The organism is Alteribacillus bidgolensis (genome assembly GCF_002886255.1).
Taxonomy (GTDB): domain Bacteria; phylum Bacillota; class Bacilli; order Bacillales; family Marinococcaceae; genus Alteribacillus; species Alteribacillus bidgolensis.
The window spans coordinates 907,337-927,302 of the sequence record NZ_KZ614149.1 but is presented as its reverse complement, the minus strand read 5'-3'; the positions used below and the strand labels follow the sequence as shown (position 1 = coordinate 927,302).

The 19,966-nt window shown below is 39.7% G+C and carries 17 protein-coding genes; 15 read left to right on the top strand and 2 right to left on the bottom strand.

What is annotated here, in order from left to right:
* Positions 1-79 precede the first annotated feature (79 nt).
* The 15 genes from CEF16_RS04845 (at position 80) to CEF16_RS04775 (ending at position 17,288) form a co-directional block, all read left to right on the top strand.
* On the top strand, positions 80-2,125 hold the full coding sequence (locus CEF16_RS04845; protein ID WP_245917764.1) for a sigma 54-interacting transcriptional regulator: 2,046 nt from the start codon (positions 80-82) through the stop codon (positions 2,123-2,125).
* A gap of 301 nt (positions 2,126-2,426) precedes the next feature.
* A complete protein-coding gene (locus tag CEF16_RS04840) occupies positions 2,427-4,007 on the top strand; it encodes an acyl CoA:acetate/3-ketoacid CoA transferase (protein ID WP_091580395.1) in 1,581 nt (526 codons plus the stop codon).
* A gap of 14 nt (positions 4,008-4,021) precedes the next feature.
* Entirely contained in the window at positions 4,022-5,305 is a 1,284-nt protein-coding gene (locus CEF16_RS04835) for a GntP family permease (RefSeq protein WP_091580393.1), read from the top strand.
* A gap of 27 nt (positions 5,306-5,332) precedes the next feature.
* Positions 5,333-6,073: a 3-oxoacyl-[acyl-carrier-protein] reductase gene (fabG, locus tag CEF16_RS04830; RefSeq protein WP_091580390.1), complete on the top strand. Its 741-nt coding sequence runs from the start codon at positions 5,333-5,335 to the stop codon at positions 6,071-6,073.
* A 282-nt stretch (positions 6,074-6,355) separates the two neighbouring features.
* Positions 6,356-6,547: an ATP-binding cassette domain-containing protein gene (locus CEF16_RS04825; RefSeq protein ID WP_091580387.1), complete on the top strand. Its 192-nt coding sequence runs from the start codon at positions 6,356-6,358 to the stop codon at positions 6,545-6,547.
* A gap of 49 nt (positions 6,548-6,596) precedes the next feature.
* On the top strand, positions 6,597-7,064 hold the full coding sequence (locus CEF16_RS04820; RefSeq protein WP_245917763.1) for an ABC transporter permease: 468 nt from the start codon (positions 6,597-6,599) through the stop codon (positions 7,062-7,064).
* A 9-nt stretch (positions 7,065-7,073) separates the two neighbouring features.
* Positions 7,074-7,664, top strand: a complete 591-nt coding sequence (locus CEF16_RS04815) for a glycine betaine ABC transporter substrate-binding protein (protein ID WP_091580383.1) — start codon at positions 7,074-7,076, stop codon at positions 7,662-7,664.
* 22 nt (positions 7,665-7,686) lie between these two features.
* Positions 7,687-8,103, top strand: coding sequence for a CoA-binding protein (locus CEF16_RS04810; protein WP_425428015.1), 417 nt, complete (start codon positions 7,687-7,689; stop codon positions 8,101-8,103).
* Between the two features lie 201 nt (positions 8,104-8,304).
* Positions 8,305-10,272 carry a DNA topoisomerase IV subunit B gene (parE, locus tag CEF16_RS04805; RefSeq protein ID WP_091580377.1) on the top strand — a complete coding sequence of 656 codons (1,968 nt, stop codon included), beginning with the start codon at positions 8,305-8,307 and terminating at the stop codon, positions 10,270-10,272.
* Positions 10,273-10,275: 3 nt separating this feature from the next.
* Positions 10,276-12,735 (top strand): DNA topoisomerase IV subunit A, encoded by a 2,460-nt coding sequence (gene parC / locus CEF16_RS04800; protein WP_091580375.1) that lies wholly within the window; start codon positions 10,276-10,278, stop codon positions 12,733-12,735.
* A gap of 54 nt (positions 12,736-12,789) precedes the next feature.
* Complete coding sequence (locus tag CEF16_RS04795; protein ID WP_091580372.1) at positions 12,790-13,290, top strand: metal-dependent hydrolase; 501 nt, start codon at positions 12,790-12,792, stop codon at positions 13,288-13,290.
* A gap of 128 nt (positions 13,291-13,418) precedes the next feature.
* Positions 13,419-13,889: a MaoC family dehydratase N-terminal domain-containing protein gene (locus tag CEF16_RS04790; protein WP_091580370.1), complete on the top strand. Its 471-nt coding sequence runs from the start codon at positions 13,419-13,421 to the stop codon at positions 13,887-13,889.
* The gene (locus CEF16_RS04785) at positions 13,867-14,268 is read left to right on the top strand and encodes a MaoC/PaaZ C-terminal domain-containing protein (RefSeq protein WP_091580367.1); all 402 of its coding nucleotides are present in this window, start codon (positions 13,867-13,869) and stop codon (positions 14,266-14,268) included. Before CEF16_RS04790 ends, CEF16_RS04785 begins: the two co-directional genes overlap by 23 nt.
* Before the next feature lie 24 nt (positions 14,269-14,292).
* Positions 14,293-15,231, top strand: a complete 939-nt coding sequence (locus CEF16_RS04780; protein ID WP_091580364.1) for an MBL fold metallo-hydrolase — start codon at positions 14,293-14,295, stop codon at positions 15,229-15,231.
* A 449-nt stretch (positions 15,232-15,680) separates the two neighbouring features.
* Entirely contained in the window at positions 15,681-17,288 is a 1,608-nt protein-coding gene (locus tag CEF16_RS04775) for a glycine betaine uptake BCCT transporter (protein WP_091580362.1), read from the top strand.
* Positions 17,289-17,994: 706 nt separating this feature from the next.
* Here the strand turns inward: CEF16_RS04775 and CEF16_RS04770 are convergent.
* Entirely contained in the window at positions 17,995-19,203 is a 1,209-nt protein-coding gene (locus CEF16_RS04770; protein WP_091580359.1) for a GTP-binding protein, read from the bottom strand.
* Between the two features lie 352 nt (positions 19,204-19,555).
* Positions 19,556-19,966 carry a Fur family transcriptional regulator gene (locus CEF16_RS04765; RefSeq protein WP_091580354.1) on the bottom strand — a complete coding sequence of 137 codons (411 nt, stop codon included), beginning with the start codon at positions 19,964-19,966 and terminating at the stop codon, positions 19,556-19,558.

The window sequence follows — 19,966 nt, the reverse complement described above, 5'->3', positions numbered from 1 at the left end:
TGTCCATGCAGTCTTCCTTTTTTCATCAGTGGTATACTACTATTGGTATAAAGCATACTACTAAACGGAGTTGAGTGCGATGAAATTGCCAAAACGAGAGGAAATAACAATAAAGCCTGGTTTAAAAATGAAATTCTCTACGTCGATTCAAGAAGCAGCCCAGCAATTAAAAGAACATGATACAGATGAAGCTGTCATTATGACAAAACAAGAAAAATATGCCGGCCGTATACATAAAGAAGATTTATATGAAACCATTGTAGAAGGTATTTCGCCTGAAACGCCAGTAGGGAACATTTGCACAGCACCCGCCGTCGAGCTGCCGTTACATTCTTCTCTAAGTTCTGAAGGTCTGAGCCGGACACCGCTTCCCGCTACCGATGAAAAAGGAAAATTTATCGGTTTTTTTTCATTTGAAAAATGGATTGATTTTATGGAAGAACGTTTTGCCGAACAAAATGATCACTTTCATGCCATTTTAAATCAGCTGCAGGAAGCAATAGTAATTACTGATAGAAACAATCACCCTCTCTTTTGGAATAAAATCGTAGAAGACTGGAGAACGTTTGGCAAAACAAAGAAGCCTGCGGAGGCTCTTTTTACGGAAAATGAATGGCATTTATTAAAACGGTTAGAACCGAAAAAAGAACAAAGTATAACGTTAGCTTTTCCGGATGCTGCTTTTCATGCTGCCAAATACGAGATCACTTATGACGAGAAGCCGGCTTTTCTTTTCACTTTTATAAAAGACCAGACTTCTGCTGCTTGGCAAATATCAGGACAAAGAGCAGAAACCTTAGAAACAATTTATGAATACCTCTATGACGGAATCATTATGGTAGATAAAGATGGTTACATAACGATGTTAAGCCAGGAATATGCTGACTTTCTCGGAATAAACCTGCAAGACGTAATAGGACACCATGTCACAGAAGTGATTGAAAATACGAGAATGCACATCGTTGTTCAAACCGGAAAAGCAGAAATAGCTGATTTACAGCGCATAAAAGGGGATTACATGATCGCATCGAGGATTCCTATTATTAAAAACGGACACATTACAGGCGCTGTCGGAAAAGTGCTGTTTAAAAATGTTGGCGGTTTCAATGCTTTGTATAAACGAATCCAGCGCATGGAAAAAGAGCTAAAACAATATAAAGGGGAATGGCAAGAACAATATCAGGCTAAATATCAATTTTCTGATATCGTTGGTGAAAGCAGCAAAATGAAGCAGACAAAACAGCTTGCAGAAAAAGCAGCGGAAACTGATTCGAATGTTCTCCTGCTTGGTGAAAGCGGGACGGGGAAAGAGCTGTTTGCTCACGCGATTCATAACGCCAGTGCAAGAGCTCCGGGCAGCTTTGTAAAAGTAAATTGTGCTGCAATACCACCTGAATTGTTAGAAGCAGAATTATTCGGGTACGTAGAAGGATCTTTTACCGGAGCAAAAAAAGGTGGTAAAAAAGGAAAATTTGAAGCGGCAGACGGAGGTACAATCTTTTTGGACGAAATCGGGGAGCTGCCTCTTCATATGCAGGTGAAATTCCTGCGGGTGCTGCAGGAAAAAGAAGTAGAAAAGGTGGGAGCAAACAACACAACTTCAGTCGATGTCCGCATTATTGCTGCCACGAACCAAAACTTAGAAGAGATGGTTGATAAAGGAGAATTCCGCCTCGACTTATACTACCGGCTGAATGTTGTGGCTATCTCTATCCCGCCGCTGCGTGAGCGAGAAGAAGATATTAAAAAATTAACCAATCTCTTGTTAAATAGAATTTCTGAACAAATGGGAAAACACATTCAAGGCATTGCAGATAAAGCAAAATATTTATTGCTTCAATATGATTGGCCCGGCAATATTCGAGAACTCGAAAATGTTCTCGAACGAGCCATTAACCTTGCGGATCCTTATTCTTTTTTAGAACCAGAGCATTTTTCTGAAAAATTAAGAGACAACTCGCCAGAAAATACAAAACCATTGCAATCGGTTCTTGATGAAGCGGAAAAACATGCTGTATCGCAAGCTATTCAAAACGCCGCTGGAAACAAAAGTAAAGCAGCAGCCATGTTAAGCATCAGCCGTACAGCTCTTTATGAAAAAATTAAAAAGCATTCGTTAGAATAAAAGAAGAACCACAAACAGATTGGTATCTGTTGCGTGGTTCTTTTATGTTCGTTTAGCTTAACAACCTTTCTTCGCCTTTTAATAACTGTAAAGATAAACTTACAATTTAATTGAAACCGCTTATTAAATGTAAACTTAATATAACAAATGGAAAAGCTCCTTTTCAAAAGGAGTATCTGTTTTCCCTTTTAAATCTTATTTAAATCCTTCTAATACGGCTTATAATTTTGGCACAACACTTGCATTTTACTAAACCAACCGTTAATGAAAGCGGATACAAACAAAAGAAGGAGTAGAAGTCATGAGCAAAGTAATGAGTGCAAAAGCAGCCGCAGCGTTAATTAAAGACGGTTCTACTATTGCTACTGGCGGATTCGTCGGAAATGGTCATCCTGAAGAGTTAACGAAAGCATTAGAAGAAAGGTTTCTCGATGAAGGGAGGCCGCAGCACCTGACCGTAGTGTATGCTGCAGGCCAAGGAGATGGTAAATCGAAAGGACTAAACCATCTCGGGCATGAAAACCTTGTAAAAAAAGTCATTGGTGGTCACTGGGGACTTGCCCCTAAGCTGCAAAAACTAGCGATTGAAAATAAGATCGAGGCCTACAATTTACCTCAAGGTGTCATCACTCACCTTTTTCGGGATATTGCTGCCGGAAAACCCGGCACCTTCACTCATGTTGGTTTAAAAACATTCGTGGACCCTCGAAATGACGGCGGGAAACTAAATAATTGTACAAAAGAAGATGTCGTAGAGCTGATTTCGATTAATGATCAGGATTACTTGTTCTACAAAGCTTTTCCTATAGACGCAGCATTAATCCGCGGCACCTATGCCGATGAAAACGGCAACGCAACGATGGAAAAAGAAGCTGGTACGCTGGAGATTTTATCGATTGCCCAGGCTGCACGCAATTCGGGCGGCAAAGTAATTCTCCAAGTAGAAAAAGTTGTCGAAAATGCCAGCTTAGATCCCCGCATGGCCAAGATACCGGGGATTTATGTAGATGCCATTATAGAAGCAGAACCTAAAAATCATATGCAAACCTATGGAGAACAGTACAACCCTGCTTACAGCGGAGAAATAAAAACGTCTTTTACATCGCTAAGCCGCCTTCTGCTCGATGAACGAAAAGTCATCGCTCGCCGTTCTGCGATGGAACTTATGCCAAATGCCATTACAAACTTAGGAATTGGGATGCCAGAGGGTGTAGCCATGGTTGCAAACGAAGAAGGCATTGGCAAAGAAATGCGTTTAACCGTTGAATCCGGACCGATCGGAGGAGTACCGGCAGGAGGGTTAAGTTTTGGAGCCGCTACCAACCCTGACATCATTATCGATCAGCCGTATCAATTTGATTTCTATGATGGCGGCGGCCTGGACGTTGCCTTTTTAGGATTAGCTCAGTTAGACCGTAAAGGAAACGTCAATGTTAGTAAATTTGGTCCAAAAATTGCTGGAGCAGGCGGTTTTATTAATATTTCACAAAACGCCAAAAAAGTCGTATACTGCGGCACGTTTACCGCTGGCGGATTAAACGTTGAAATTAAACACGGGGAGCTTCATATTGTGCAGGAAGGAAAAATCAACAAGTTCCTTCACGACGTGGAACATATCACGTTCAGCGGAGAGTATGCCCTTGAAACAGGACAGGACGTTTATTACGTAACAGAACGTGCTGTTTTTAAACTGGTCCCCGGCGGGATTGAATTAACAGAATACGCTCCTGGTATAGATGTAGAAAAAGATATTTTCGATCAAATGTGCTTTAAGCCTTCCATTTCGCCACAATTAAGAGAAATGGATAAGCGGATCTTTAAAGAAGAAAAAATGAATTTATCGATACAAACCGAGAAAACTGCTTTTCCAAATTTATTATAAAGGGGGAATTTTCATTGTTTGGTATATTACTAGGACTTATCGTATTAATGGTGCTCGCCTACCTTGGCTGGTCGATCATATGGGTAGCTCCGATTGCAGCCGGAGTGGTCGCTCTCACCGGCGGGCTGGATTTATTAGATGCTTATAAAGATACGTATATGGGCGGTTTCGTTAATTTTGCAAAAGATTGGTTTCCTGTGTTTATGCTTGGTGCGGTGTTTGGAAAGTTGATGGAAGACACCGGAATGGCAAGGGCGGTTGCTGTTGCATTAACAAAACTGATCGGCACGAAACGAGCTATTTTAGGCGTACTCGTTTCAGCCGCTGTCTTAACATATGGCGGTGTAAGTTTGTTTGTGGTTGTGTTTGCTGTCTATCCACTAGCGTTAACTTTATTTCGGGAAGCAAACATCAGCAGAAGATTAATTCCGCCTACTGTAGCACTTGGGGCCTTTACATTCACCATGACAGCAGTACCCGGCACACCGCAGATTCAAAACCTTATTCCGATAGAATACTTTAATACGTCTGCCACAGCAGCACCAATAATGGGGATTGCAGCAGGCGGTGTCATGTCGGTTGGAGGGTATGTTTATTTGCGCTGGCGTGAAAGGAGTATGACAAAAGCTGGCGAAGTATTTACTGAACCAAAAGATAAAAAAATTGTCGATGTAAAAGGTGAAGACCCGCCTTTTCTATTATCTCTTTTACCGCTTTTAACTGTGCTTATTACGCTGAATTTGCTCGGCTGGGACATTGTAGTCGCCCTTCTTTCTGGCATTGTGTTAATAATGCTATTGAATTTAACAAAATTTAAACATTTCGTTAAGGCGATTAACCTTGGAGCTGCTGGTTCTGTCACAGCCATTATTAACACCAGTGCGGCCGTTGGATTTGGTACCGTAGTGCAAGCAGTGCCTGGATTTGAAAGACTCACTGAAATTTTAATGGGAGTAAAGGGAAGCCCGCTCATTTCCGAAGCGTTTGCAGTAAATATTTTAGCTGGTGCTACTGGATCTGCATCCGGCGGCATGGGAATTGCGCTTGAAGCACTTGGGGCAAGATATTATGAAATTGCTATGAATACAGGGATCGCCCCAGAAGCGTTTCACCGAGTAGCATCTCTTTCTTCCGGCGGTTTGGATGCGCTTCCTCATAACGGTGCTGTACTTACGCTTTTAACAATTACCGGCATGACACATAAAGATTGCTATAAAGATATTTTCGTCGTGGCTGTAGGTATTCCTGTTCTATCCGTTATTGTTGCTATTCTTCTAGCATCTGTCGGATTGGTATAAATTGAAAAATAGTAGGAGGAAGATAAGATGAAACTAGAAAATAAAACAGTCGTCATTACAGGTGGAGCACGCGGCATTGGAGCAGCTACCGCAGAAAAGTTTTTAACTGAAGGAGCAAATGTTGTATTAGTTGATTTGAAACAAGAAGAGGTTGATCAAACGGCAGACTCTTTTTCAGCTTATGAAGGGAAAGTCCTCGGAGTAGAAGCGGACGTTACGAAAAAAGATTCTGCCCAAAAAGGCATCGAATTCGCTGTTAAACACTTCGGTACTGTGGATGTTCTTGTAAACAATGCAGGGATTACAGCAGATGCCCAGCTTTTAAAAATGGAAGAAGACCAGTGGGATAACGTAATAAATGTTAATTTAAAAGGCGTTTTTCTGATGACCCAAGCAGTAGCGGCGCAAATGAAAGAGCAAAACAGCGGAGTTATTTTAAATGCATCTTCTGTAGTAGGCCTTTACGGAAATTTTGGGCAGACCAATTACGCTGCCACCAAATTCGGGATGAACGGTATGACAAAAACGTGGGCTAAAGAGCTTGGCCGCTATAATATCCGCGTCAATTCTGTTGCTCCAGGTTTTATCCTAACACCAATGACGGAAAAAATGCCTGAAAAAGTATTAAATACAATGAAAGAAAAGTCCGTATTAAATGACCTTGGCCGTCCGGAAGATATCGCTAATGCATATGCATTTCTCGCTTCAGACGAAGCTCGCTTTATAACAGGAACCGTTTTAAGCGTCGACGGCGGCGTTGTCATATAAGAAGGAAACCTGTCAGAAACTCTGACAGGTTTTTGCTGTTCCCTGCTGTTAGAATAGGCACAACAAGAAAATGTACTTGACGTTACAGAACGAGCGTTTTCAAGTTTTTTAAAATTAGAAAAACTCGACTTGCCGCAGTCTTATGGCGGAAGTCGTAGTTTTGCTTATACTTTGATACTTTAACAAAGTTAAACTTTCCTAAAGTATAAAGAAAGGTTTGAATCGTAAAGAAATGTGATATACAGGTGTATGATTTGTTATGATGAAAAGAGGTCGCAAGCTATGATCACATTTAAAAATATTTCTAAACATTTTGCAGACGGAACAAAAGCAGTCCACGATTTCAACCTAACGATAAATCAAGGAGAATTGTTTGTACTAATAGGGCCTAGCGGATGTGGAAAAACGACCACCCTGAAAATGATTAACCGTTTAATAGAGCCGACAGACGGTCAAATTCTAAGAAACACGTGATACCGGCATTAAAGGAGTCGATCCAGCGTTAAAAGAAGCAGCAACTGATATGGGAATGAGTTCGTTTCGGCGGCTTCGGAAAATTGAACTGCCCATGGCTATTCCTGTCATTATGGCAGGGATTCGCACATCGATGGTTTTAATTGTCGGTTCCGCAACGCTGGCTGCATTAATCAGTGCAGGAGGACTCGGTGATTTTATTATGACAGGGATTGACCGTGCCGATAATGCCTATATTTTGCTCGGTGCGATACCGGCAGCTCTGTTGGCTCTGTTTTTCGATTTCATATTGCGAATAACCGAACGAACATCGCGAGGAAAAGCACTAACTCCTGTTATCGTCGTTCTTACCGTCTCTGTACTTGTCGTCATAACCCCTCTTTTTTCCTTTCATCAAAAATCAGAACTTGTGATAGGAGGAAAAGTGGGGGCGGAACCAGAAATAATTGCGAACATGTATAAACATTTAATCGAAGAAGAAACAGATATTTCCGTAACTGTTGAATCTGAGTTTTGAAGTACAGACATGGCATTCAACGCATTAACCGTGGATGAAGTAGATATGTATCTTGAATTTACAGGAACGGCACTGACTGCTTTATTAGATAGACAGCCTAAACCAGGAAGCAATGAGAAAGAAGTATATGAACAAGCAAAAGAACTCGGAATAGAAAAGATATCAGACATGGAAGACTATACGAAAGAACTAACAGCTGGAATTACTTTTGAGTTTGCCGATCGAGAAGATGGTTATATTGGCATACAGGAAGTCTATGTATTTTCTTTTGATAACGTAGAAACAATGGACCAGGGTCTTCGCACTCGGGCCGTTGAAGCAGGAGAAGTTTATTTTATTGATGCGTATTCCACAAACGCTGATATGGTAAAATATGACTTATTCAGCTTAGAAGATGACAAAGATCTGTTTCCTCCATATCAAGGAGCGCCTTTGCTGAAACAAGAAACGTTAGATGAGTACGCGGAGCTTGCGGAAATCTTGAACCAGTTATCAGGCAACATTACGGATGAAGAAATGAATTACAAGGTCGATTATGAAGACAAAGACCCAAGTGCTGTAGCAAAAGAGCACCTTACAAATAATGGGTTTTTATCTTAACTTTATAAAAGGAGGATACATGATGAACACGCTAGAATACCCAACGCAAAACGAGATTGAAAACATTTTAAAAGAAAGTAAAACAATTGCAGTGGTGGGGTTATCCGAGGATCCTTCTCGTACTTCTTATCAAGTGAGTAAAGTCATGCAGAATGCAGGCTATAAAATTATTCCTGTTAATCCAAAAGCAACAGAAGTATTAGGAGAAAAAGCAGCAGCATCTCTTCAAGAAATTAATGAACCCATTGATATTATTAATGTGTTCCGGCGCAGCGAACATCTCCCTGGGGTAGCCAAGGAAGCAGCCGAAACAAATGCTGATGTTTTCTGGGCACAGCTTGGCTTAGAAAATGAGGAAGCATATCATATTGCAAAAGATGCCGGCTTGACAGTTATTATGGATAAATGTATAAAAGTAGAACATGCAAAAACAATGTAAACTTTAGAATTGGCGCTCATTTCTTTTTAACATGAGCGCTTCTTTTTGCATTGTTATTAATAAAGAAGTGTTAACATTTCTCCTAATAACGATAGAATAAGAATACATATTACAAAATGAAGGATGAAACATACGTTCTATTTATGGTATGTTATAGTGTAGATTACAGGTTTTGCTTTTTTTAGAAAGGAGAACACGCCATTGAAACAAGCTTTTGATTATAACGATGATGCTATTCAGGTGTTAGAAGGACTTGACGCTGTCCGAAAAAGGCCAGGGATGTATATTGGCAGTACGGACACACGCGGACTTCATCATCTGGTGTTTGAAATATTAGATAATGCAGTCGACGAAGCCCTAGCTGGGTTTGGTGATACGATAGATGTTATTCTTCATAAAGACAACAGTGTGACCGTGGCCGATGAAGGTAGAGGAATCCCTACAGGTACGCACCGCACAGGTCGTTCTACACCAGAAGTGATTTTCACCGTATTGCATGCGGGGGGCAAATTCGGTCAGGGCGGTTATGCAACGAGCGGGGGACTGCACGGAGTAGGGGCTTCTGTCGTCAATGCTCTATCGGAATGGCTGACTGTCACGATTCACCGTGATGGCGAAATCTTTTATCAAGAATTCGCTCATGGCGGACAGCCGGTTACACCGTTAAAAAAACAAGGGAACACTAAAAAAACGGGGACCATTATTCGTTTTAAGCCAGATTCTGATGTATTTAGTACGACCACCTATCAATATGAAACGCTGGCAGAACGGCTGCGGGAAGCTGCTTTTCTTTTAAATGGAGTAAGCATACGGCTTACCGATGAGAGACATGACAAAAAAGAGATAGAGACATTTTCTTATGAAACCGGAATTAAAGCTTTTGTAGAATACCTAAATGAAGACAAAGAAGTCCTGCATCCAGTTGTTTATTTTGAAGGAACTAACCAGGATATAGATGTTGAATTTTCTTTTCAATTTAACGATGCGTATACCGAAAATGTTTTGTCATTTGTTAATAACGTACGTACAAAAGATGGCGGTACTCATGAATCAGGAGCTAGAACGGCAATGACCAGAGCGGTCAATGAATATGCAAGAAAAATGAATTTCTTGAAAGAGAAGGATAAGAACCTTGACGGCTCAGATATAAGGGAAGGTTTTACAGCTGTCGTTTCCATTAAGGTTCCAGAGAACATGCTTCAATTTGAAGGACAGACAAAAGGAAAGCTTGGCACCACAGAAGCGCGTTCTGCCGTCGATCAAGTGGTCTCAGATAAACTAACTTATTTCTTTGAAGAAAACCCTGCGGTAAGCGCTATGCTTATTAAAAAAGCGATCAAAGCTGCACAAGCTAGAGAAGCGGCTAGAAAAGCACGCGAAGAAGCCAGAAGCGGCAAAAAGAGCCGCAAAAAAGATGTGCTGTTAAGCGGAAAACTTACACCAGCGCAATCCAAAAACCCAGAAAGAAACGAATTGTATTTAGTCGAGGGCGACTCTGCAGGGGGTTCTGCCAAACAGGGAAGAGACCGTAAATTCCAGGCTGTTTTGCCGCTACGAGGAAAAGTTATTAATACAGAAAAAGCAAAACTTGATGACATTATGAAAAATGAAGAAGTCCGTACAATTATTTATTCGCTCGGAGCGGGCGTAGGCGCTGATTTTACAATGGAAGACCGTAACTATGACAAAGTAGTCATCATGACAGATGCCGATACGGATGGTGCTCACATCCAGGTGCTTCTGCTTACTTTCTTTTACCGTTACATGAGACCGCTCGTAGAAGCAGGCAAAGTATATATTGCCCTTCCTCCATTGTACAAAGTCAGCAAAGGAAGCGGAGCAAAGCAAAAAATTGAATATGCCTGGGATGAAGACGGTCTAAAAGAAGCGATAAATAAAGTCGGAAAAGGCTATGCCATTCAGCGTTATAAAGGTCTCGGGGAAATGGATGCTACCCAGCTCTGGGAAACGACGATGAATCCCAACACAAGAACATTAATCCGAGTTACAGTCGAAGACCTTGCCCGGGCTGATAAACGAGTGACTACTTTAATGGGAGATAAAGTAGAACCCAGACGGAAATGGATTGAATCCCACGTCGCATTTGGCCTCGAAGAAGATACGAATATCTTAGAAAACGAAAACCTTCATTTTGCCGAGGAGGAGTAAAAGGTGGCAGAAGCTGAAAAATACCTAGATTTGCCGTTAGAAGATGTACTGGGCGACCGTTTTGGCCGCTATAGTAAATATATTATTCAAGAGCGGGCACTGCCTGACGCAAGAGATGGTTTAAAACCAGTGCAGCGCAGGATTTTGTACGCCATGCTGCAAGATGGAAACACAGCAGACAAACCATTCCGAAAAGCAGCAAAAACCGTTGGTAATGTGATCGGTAATTATCATCCGCATGGTGATTCATCTGTTTATGACGCAATGGTGCGAATGAGCCAGGAATGGAAAGGACGAAATTTGCTCGTTGAAATGCATGGGAACAATGGTTCCATTGATGGGGATCCGCCAGCTGCTATGCGTTATACCGAAGCAAGGCTTTCTTCGATTTCTGCAGAGCTTTTAAAAGATATTGAAAAAAACACGGTAGAATATATCCCTAACTTTGATGACTCTTTAGAAGAACCAGTCGTTCTGCCGGCCATGTATCCAAATTTATTAGTAAATGGATCTACAGGTATTTCATCTGGCTATGCAACCGATATCCCGCCTCATCAACTGGGAGAAGTTATTGATGCTGTCCTTATGGAAATAAATAATCCAAATTGCACGGTCGATGACTTAATGACTGTTTTAAAGGGGCCGGATTTTCCAACTGGCGGGATTATCCAAGGGGTAGAAGGCATTAAAAAAGCTTACCAAACCGGAAAAGGAAAAGTTGTTGTCCGCGCAAAAGCTGATATTGAAGAGGTAAGAGGCGGACGAAAGCAAATTGTTATTACAGAAATTCCATATGAAGTGATTAAAGCAAATCTCGTTAAAAAAATGGATGAAATCCGATTTGATAAAAAAATCGACGGAATCGCAGAAGTTCGTGATGATACAGATCGAACAGGCTTGCGTATTGTCGTTGAACTAAAAAAAGATGCGGATCCAAATGGTATTTTAAATTACTTATATAAAACTACGGATCTGCAAGTGTCTTACAGCTTTAATATGGTAGCTATTTATCATAAAACACCTAAGCTATTAGGCTTAAAACAGCTGCTGCAAGCTTATGTCGAGCATCAAAAAGATGTTATTACGAACAGGTCCCGTTATGAATTAAACAAAGCAAGAGACCGTCAGCATATTGTGGATGGATTAATCAAAGCGATTTCCATTTTAGATGATGTGATTGCTTCCATTCGTGCTTCTAAAGACAAAAAGGATGCAAAACATAACCTTATCGAGCAGTTCGAGTTTACAGAAGCCCAAGCAGAAGCCATTGTTACTTTGCAGTTATACCGTTTAACGAACACAGATATTACAACGTTAGAAAAAGAAGCAGAGGAACTCGAAAAGCAAATTAAGAAGCTTGAAGGTATTCTATCGAGTGAGAAAAAGCTTCTTAATGTTATAAAAAAACAGCTTGAACGCGTAAAGAAGACATACAACGATGAACGCCGCACCGTTATTGAAGATAAAATTGAAGAGTTAAAAATTGATCTTGAAGTTATGGTGCCTTCAGAAGATGTTATCGTCACTGCTACAAAAGAAGGATATGTGAAGCGTACAAGTCCGCGTTCATATTCTGCATCAAATGAAGAACCGCCAGGAATGAAAGAAACGGATGACCTGCTTTTCTTCCAGGAATTAAATACGACAAATACACTGCTTCTTTTTACAAAAAAAGGAAATTATCTTTTCATGCCGGTACATGAACTGCCTGATATCCGCTGGAAAGATAATGGCCAGCATATAGGTAATATTGTTCAGCTCGATTCTGATGATTCGTTAATTAAAGCAGTTCCTGTTTCTTCTTTTACAGAAGACCAATTCCTCGTATTTTTTACAAAACACGGTATGGTGAAAAAAACTGTCTTATCTGCGTATAAAGCGCAGCGGTATTCAAGAGCGCTCGTTGCTGTCAAAGTAAAAGAAGAAGATGAAGTGGTTAATGTAGAAATGACGGACGGAACGAACGAGATATTAATAGGCACGCACAAAGGCTATGGTCTTCGCTTCCACGAAGAAGAAGTATCTCCTGTCGGACAAAGAGCAGCAGGGGTGAAAGGAATTAATCTTAAAGAAAATGATTACGTCATAAATGGCCTCAGCATGACGACCCTAGATGATAACAAAACTTATATCGTCGCGGTTACCCAGCGCGGAGCAATGAAAAAAATGCCTTTGACCGAATTTGAGAGAAGCACACGTGCAAAACGAGGTTTAGTCATGTTGAGAGAGTTAAAATCTAAACCTCACCACATTGTCGGGCTTGAAATTGTTGATGAGACAGAAGATTCTATTCAAATATTAACAGAGAACGGAGAAGTTACAGCAGAATTCCCTGATCAGCTGAGAAAAAGTGATCGATATAGTAATGGCTCTTTTGTCATAGATACCGAGACAAATGGAAATGTAAAAGGAATTTGGAAAACAATTGATTATCAAAAGCTCAATGAATCAAAAAACACCTAGTTTTATATAAAAATATTATGTAAACAAACAAGAAAGTAGAAAGGTTAATCCAAAATGAATGCAGGTACTCACACTATAGGAGCTGCAGCAGCAGGCGCCGCATGTTATGCATTTTATTCTATGCCTTTTCAATTAGAGAGCATCCATGGTGCTATATTTGTAGGAAGCACGATAGCTGGAGGATTAATTCCAGATATATGCCAGCCTTTTTCCTGGATTGGAAGAAGGCTTGGCCTAATATCTAAAATGGTCAATAAAATATTCGGTCATCGTACATTTACTCACAGCTTACTATTTTTAGTGTTTCTATTTCTAACTTCCGGAGCCGTACAAGAGAACTGGGCAGCACCATTTCAGTACGGTCTGACTATAGGTGCAGCAAGTCATTTACTGCTTGATATGCTAACACCGCGCGGAGTTGCTTTATTGTATCCTGCTAAGTTTTATATTAAGGCACCACTAACAACAAAAACAGGATCGATTATGGGAGAAGGGGTCATCGGATTTCTTATGATGGCCTGGATTGTTTATTTCAGTACGACTATGACAGGATAAGCTTTGATTTTTCTCCCTCTGTTTCTAGCTAACAGAGGGAGTGTTATGATGTATGCACTTTCCTAGAATGAATTTTCCGAATAGTGTAAACTTGTTATTATCACGCCAGAAAGAGGGAATGTAACCCAATGTATAAACATTTAATTGGAAAACAATCAGAAAAAGTGGAAAATCAAGTAGAAAGAGGGGCAGTAGCAGCATTCGCAAGATCTATAGGTGATGCTCATCCTCTTTACGTTGATAAAGAATATGGAAAACAATCCAAATATAAAAACAACATAGCACCTCCGACTTTCCCTCGTACTTTTTCATATGGAACCATTTCCGGTTTAAACCTGCCAGTCGCAGGGCTAATTCACGGCGAGCAGACATTCGAATACAAAAGACCTTTACTCATCGGTGAAAAAATATATTGTCACTCCAAAGTAGAAAATTATCGAGAAAAACAGGCTGCGTCCGGTCATATCGGTTTTCTAACCCTAATTAACGTTGGTGAAGACAAGCAAGGAAACAATCTTTTCACATCCAAGGTAGTACTCGTTCTTACAGAACAAGCAAGAGAGGGGGATGGTCACTATGACAGCAATCACAGAGCTTAGTGTGAATGAATGTATTTCTTCTATCACGCTGTCTCCTATTTCAAGGCTTGATTTAATTAAATATGCCGGTGCGTCAGGTGATTTTAATCCGATCCACACCATTGATGAAGAAGCCGAAAAAGCAGGACTTCCAGGCATTATTGCTCACGGAATGTGGACCATGGGAAATATCAGTAAATTATTTACGCCATACATGGAGCAAGGCTTTATTCAATCGTTTTCAACCCGTTTTACCGGTATGGTATTTTTAGATGATGTATTAACGCTCACAGCTGAATTAACAGAAAAAAAGGAAGAAAAACTTATTTTCACCGTTAAAGCCGTCAAACAAGACGAGACGACCGCAGCAAAGGGAACAGTTATTTTTAACCTTTATTAAATATGCACTATTGGGGGCTCCTTTATGATCGATACACTAGGTATCAAGCAAATAAAAATTGATCTGCCATTTCGATTAAATCACGTTCATTGCTTTCTTGCAGAAGGAGAAGATGGTTGGACTGTTATTGACACAGGTTTACATAACAAATACACCGTTGATTTGTGGGATAAAGAACTTAGCAACAAAGAAATTAATAACATTATCATTACGCACTACCACCCAGATCATTTTGGGTATGCCGGAGGGCTGCAAGAAAAAACCAGCGCTTATGTCTCGATGACGAAGACAGATGCAGACCTGGGATATAATGCATGGACGAATGAGTTTATTAATGAGATTCGCAGAAATTACACATTAGCAGGTGTTCCAGACGAGAAAGCAAATAAAATGAAAAATAACACAGAAGAATTTATTCATTATGTAACCCCTTATCCTAGAGTGGATCACTATTTAGAAGAGGGGGAGAAGGTTAGAATTGGTAATTATGAATACGAAGTCATTTTTACTCCCGGGCATTCAGATGGGTTAGTAACATTTTATAATGCGGAACACAACGTTTTGCTTGGGACTGATCATATTCTTCCCAAAATTACTCCGAACATATCGTACTGGTTTCATGGTGAAGAAAACCCGCTTCAATTGTATCTGGAGTCATTAGATAAAATAAGGGCTCTGCATGCAGATTATGTTATTCCTTCGCATGGAAAACCGTTTTATGGAGCAAACGAAAGAATTGACGAAATAAAAGAGCACCATGAAGAACGATTAACAAAACTGCAAGCCATCATTAAAAAACCATGTCATGTTTATGAAGCCAGCCAAAAATTGTTTAAAAAAGAACTGAATGTACACGAAACACGTTTTGCTGTCGGAGAAACATTGGCTCATTTAGAATACTTACGAAAAAAAGGTGATTGTGATCGAGAAATGCACAACAATTCCTGGATTTATTATAAATAAACTACTAAGAGATGAAATTAGACTTACTTAATAGCAATCATCAAAAGCATCAAAAGTTTGTTTTTAAATTAAATTTTTCTGTCTCAATATCATAAGTTTACTCAATTTTTGAGACGGAAATCGATTCTTCATTTAACTTCTGATAATATATATTATGTTAACTAAATATAAACCTCAACAAAACAATAATAACTACCTCTTGAACAGCGTAAATAACCCGTGCTTGATCACAGTTCGCCCCGTCATGGGAACCAGTTCTGACCTTGTCTGGTTCCCTTCCTTTAAAACAGATAGACTTTTTTGAAATCCATTATAAAATTCATAATTGTTTGGAAATATTGATTATGTTACAATCATGATTATAAGATGTCTACATGTAGACACAATTGGTCTAGACACAATTGGTCCTTTTCTTCTTATACTATTCAGAAAGAGGTGTTGTCATTGTCATGAAGAAACTTACACCCGTATTTTTCATTTCTTTGTTCATAGCTCTGCTTTTTATTATTTGGGGGGTTGTGGCCCCAAACAATGTTGAAGCAATAACCAGTGCTATCCAAGGAGCCATTTCTTCTCATTTAGGATGGTTTTACTTACTTTCTGCTACTTGTTTCTTGTTATTTGCCTTATTCTTAATCTTTAGTCCTTATGGTCGATTAAAGTTAGGACAGCCTGATGAAAAGCCTGAATATCATTACCTCACTTGGTTCGCTTTTTTATTTACAGCTGGAATGGGTATTGGGCTTGTTTTCTGGGGAGTGGCTGAACCTTTATATCATTATTATGCCCCCTCTTCACAAGTTCCTGAAACAGTAGAAGCGCAAGAGGAAGCTCTTCGCTATTCATTCTTTCATTGGGGGTTACATCCATGGGCAATTTACGCGGTGGTAGCTCTGTCTCTCGCCTATTTTAAGTTTCGTCATCAAGCACCAGGCGTTCTTAGTGCGGCTTTTAAACCACTCTTAGGGGATCGAATCAATGGAAAAATTGGCACAGCAATAAACGTTATTGTTGTGTTTGCTACCATCTTTGGCGTTTCTACCTCACTAGGTTTTGGTGCTGCCCAAGTCACGGGTGGCTTGTCCTCCATCTTCGACTCTGTGACTAACAATACATCAACTCAATTGATCGTTATTTTAGTCATTACTTTATTATATATGCTCTCCGCAGCAACAGGACTTGATCGTGGTATAAAAATGTTAAGTTTATTTAATATCATTCTTGCTATTAGTTTAATGTTGTTTCTCCTCTTTACAGGGCCAACCGTTTATATTTTTAATGTATTTACGCAAACTCTAGGAAGCTATTTGCAAAACCTTCCTAGTATGAGTTTTGATACAAATATCTTTGCGGGGGATCAATCGTGGGTACAAGATTGGACCATTTTTTATTGGGCATGGTGGATTGCCTGGTCTCCGTTTGTCGGAACATTTATTGCCCGTGTGTCAAGGGGAAGAACCATTCGTGAATTTGTTATTGGTGTCCTTGCCGTTCCCACCATTTTTGGCGGATTATGGTTTTCTGTATTTGGAGGAACAGCCATCCAGGAAGATATTGCACAAGGAGGAGCCCTTTATAACGTTATGACCAAAATGGGAGAAGAAGTTGCTCTTTTTACCCTTCTCGAGCAGTTTCCTTTCGCTTCCATTATGATTGTTCTTGCTACTTTATTAATAATTACATTCTTTATTACTTCAGCTGACTCAGCAACGTTTGTCCTTGGCATGCAAACAACAAATGGAAGCATGAATCCCCCTATGTCAGTGAAACTTATTTGGGGAATCATTCAATCATCAGCAGCTGCCATTCTTTTACTTTCCGGTGGTTTAAACGCCCTGCAAACGGTGATGATCATTGCAGCCCTTCCTTTTACCTTTGTCATGATTGGGTTAATTTTCTCATTATCAAAAGCACTGAAAAGCGAAAAACACCTAATCCAAAATAGGACGCAACTCCGAGAGGAAAGACAGAAATTAAAAGAAGAAAGGTTAAAACTAAATCAAGAAAAGCAAGCAATGAAACGTCAACAACCCGAGAAGCGAGTAAACAAGTTATAAATAGAAAGGGGCTGTCCAAAAAGGGACAGCCCCTCTAATTATGGAACAAGCCGGTGTATGTCTTCATGAAGAATGAGAAGTTAAACTTATCCGGTCCCCCAGATGTTTAGGTATATAATGTCGAATAGTACTTATTTCTTCTTCCCTCAATTTATCTAATAACTCCAACAATCGCGCTTTTTCATTTAAAGCCACAGGTTATTTCACCTCGGTTTTTTTAGATATTCTCAGATGCTGACGTTTTGATATTGTTAAAATAATCATATCACTAGATTATCTAAGTAATTAATCATATTATGTTTAACATACAACTACATTAGGCTTTTTGAATATTAAACCTGCTTTTTTCAAGTTTTTCTCATTATTCATTCAAGGAAATCTCTAGATTGTGCAAGTTTTGTTCCATCAAACTGAAAAACTGAAATAACTCTTATCGAGTTCATCTTCCACCACCGAAATTCCAAGTTATGGATTTTAGCGCTTCCGCTCCGGTTTCTTCCTGAACAGTTTCTGCCACTTATGTGGAAGTATTTTGTTCAAACATAATATGATTCAAATTATTTTCCTCTGCGGAATGTGGATACCACTTTTCTGGGAATAGCAATGATTTCTTCCATATGTAGTCCCCTTCCGTAATTATTTATTTTTTTCAATTTTTACTACTTTCTACTCCATGGTTATTTTTTGTTTGAACAAGATTTGTTGATTAACTATTTGTGGCTGCAGGCTGAATAATCCAGTCATACGGATCTTCTAATGTTTCCCAGTCTGTTTTCATCTCTTCATCTGTTAAAAGGCAGGCATCTAATTCTTCGCGGATTTGTGCTTCATTCATATCAGCTCCAATAATGACAAATTCATTCATCCGGTCGCCAAACTCCTCATGCCAATGCCGGATCGATTCCGGATTCTCCGCTTTCACTTGTGCTTGCATACGTTGAGGCAAGGATGCGAGCCAATAAGAAACAGGACTGATCGACACAGAGCCGCCGGCATAAGAAATGGAAATAGCAACATCATTTCGTGTCGCACACCAGACAATACCTTTCGCCCGGATAATGGATTCCGGCATTTGATGTTCCAGCCAGTCATTGAAACGATTCGTATGGAAAGGCCGCTGTTTTTTATATACAAAGGAAGTAATGCCATATTCTTCGGTTTCTGGTGTATGGTTTTCAGGTCCTTGCTGTAATTCTTTAATCCAGCCGGCAGCAGCACTGGCCCGTTCAAAATCAAACGCTTTAGTATGGAGGATGTTTTTCGGATTGACTTTTCCGTGAATTGCTCGAATGAAGGTGGCTTCCGGCTGAAGTTTTCTCAATACAGCTTCCAGTTTAGCTAGTTCTTCTTCCGAAAGTTTGTCGCATTTATTTATAATCAGCTGATCGCAGAATTCCACTTGATCAATAAGCAAATCAGCAATTTCCCGTTCATCTTCCTCCCCTACTGCCTGCTTTCTATCCAGCAGGGATTCTCCGGACTTTACATCCTTCCAGAACCCATAGGCATCGACTACTGTTACAAGGGAATCCAGCCGGCAGAAGCGACTTAAGTCAATATCCATATCTTCATCTAAATACGTAAACGTTTGTGCCACGGGAATTGGCTCACTAATACCGGAAGACTCAATAAGCATGTAGTCAATATCGCCAGCGTTGGCAAGTTTCTCTACTTCCACTAGTAAATCCTCGCGTAGAGTACAGCATATGCAGCCATTGCTCATCTCCACCAGTTTTTCTTCTGATCGTGAAAAGCCTCCTTGTTCAATGAGGTTGGCGTCGATATTAATTTCGCTCATGTCATTCACAATGACCGCAATTTTAAGCCCTTCGGCATTATTTAAAATGTAATTAAGTACCGTTGTTTTTCCAGCTCCAAGATAACCGCTCAATACTGTTACAGGTACACGTGACATATTGTCCTCCCATTAATCATTAGATTTTCCTATTAAAATATTTATTATTTACATGTCGCATTTGACGAAAAACCTTATTTTGTTTTTTAGCAACACAAAATATCCTGTTTAAGAAGGTTCTCACCTAGAGATTTTTTCATAATTATTACAATTTAAAGATTAGAAAAATCTGGAAATAATTATCCATCCATCCTTACAACACACTCTCTCAAATGAGTTTCTCCCTTTATAAACATGATGGTGTCAAAGGAAGGATAAGAAGTAACCTCTAATTCATATGATCTCCATAGTTTCATTGAAAAAGATACCTTCATTATTTTATTTTCTTGAAAAAGTTGGGGAGAAAGTTCTGTTATGGCTTGCAGTCCTCACAATATCCATAAATTTCAAATTTATGGTGGGTAATCGTAAACCCTTCCGGTGTAGTCGACACAGCCTCCATCGGACACATTTCTATTTTTTGAACCGTGCCACAATCAGTGCAGATGATTTGATGGTGATGATCTTTCGAACATTTATAACGATAACGTGTTTCTCCTTTTATTTCTGTGGACTCTAAAATATCTAGTTTCTCAAATAATTTGATATTTCGATAAATCGTGTCTACACTTAAGTTGGGATAATCATCCCTCATAAATTGGAAGGCGTTTTTGGCCGATAAATACCGGTTTTCTTCGACGAATATTTCCAGCATTTTTGCTCTTTTTCCTGTAAATTTATATCCTTTTTCCCTTAGAATATCTAATGCAGCAGCTATATTCAT

Bases quoted from the DNA above. Each gene is read 5' to 3' on its own strand.
- CEF16_RS04780 (WP_091580364.1), top strand. From the start codon at position 14,293: ATGATCGATACACTAGGTATCAAGCAAATAAAAATTGATCTGCCATTT.
- CEF16_RS04770 (WP_091580359.1), bottom strand. From the start codon at position 19,203: ATGTCACGTGTACCTGTAACAGTATTGAGCGGTTATCTTGGAGCTGGA.
- CEF16_RS04840 (WP_091580395.1), top strand. From the start codon at position 2,427: ATGAGCAAAGTAATGAGTGCAAAAGCAGCCGCAGCGTTAATTAAAGAC.
- CEF16_RS04775 (WP_091580362.1), top strand. From the start codon at position 15,681: ATGAAGAAACTTACACCCGTATTTTTCATTTCTTTGTTCATAGCTCTG.
- CEF16_RS04815 (WP_091580383.1), top strand. From the start codon at position 7,074: ATGGCATTCAACGCATTAACCGTGGATGAAGTAGATATGTATCTTGAA.
- CEF16_RS04795 (WP_091580372.1), top strand. From the start codon at position 12,790: ATGAATGCAGGTACTCACACTATAGGAGCTGCAGCAGCAGGCGCCGCA.
- CEF16_RS04790 (WP_091580370.1), top strand. From the start codon at position 13,419: ATGTATAAACATTTAATTGGAAAACAATCAGAAAAAGTGGAAAATCAA.
- CEF16_RS04765 (WP_091580354.1), bottom strand. From the start codon at position 19,966: ATGAATATAGCTGCTGCATTAGATATTCTAAGGGAAAAAGGATATAAA.
- CEF16_RS04825 (WP_091580387.1), top strand. From the start codon at position 6,356: ATGATCACATTTAAAAATATTTCTAAACATTTTGCAGACGGAACAAAA.
- CEF16_RS04810 (WP_425428015.1), top strand. From the start codon at position 7,687: ATGAACACGCTAGAATACCCAACGCAAAACGAGATTGAAAACATTTTA.
- CEF16_RS04785 (WP_091580367.1), top strand. From the start codon at position 13,867: ATGACAGCAATCACAGAGCTTAGTGTGAATGAATGTATTTCTTCTATC.
- CEF16_RS04820 (WP_245917763.1), top strand. From the start codon at position 6,597: ATGGGAATGAGTTCGTTTCGGCGGCTTCGGAAAATTGAACTGCCCATG.
- fabG (WP_091580390.1), top strand. From the start codon at position 5,333: ATGAAACTAGAAAATAAAACAGTCGTCATTACAGGTGGAGCACGCGGC.
- CEF16_RS04845 (WP_245917764.1), top strand. From the start codon at position 80: ATGAAATTGCCAAAACGAGAGGAAATAACAATAAAGCCTGGTTTAAAA.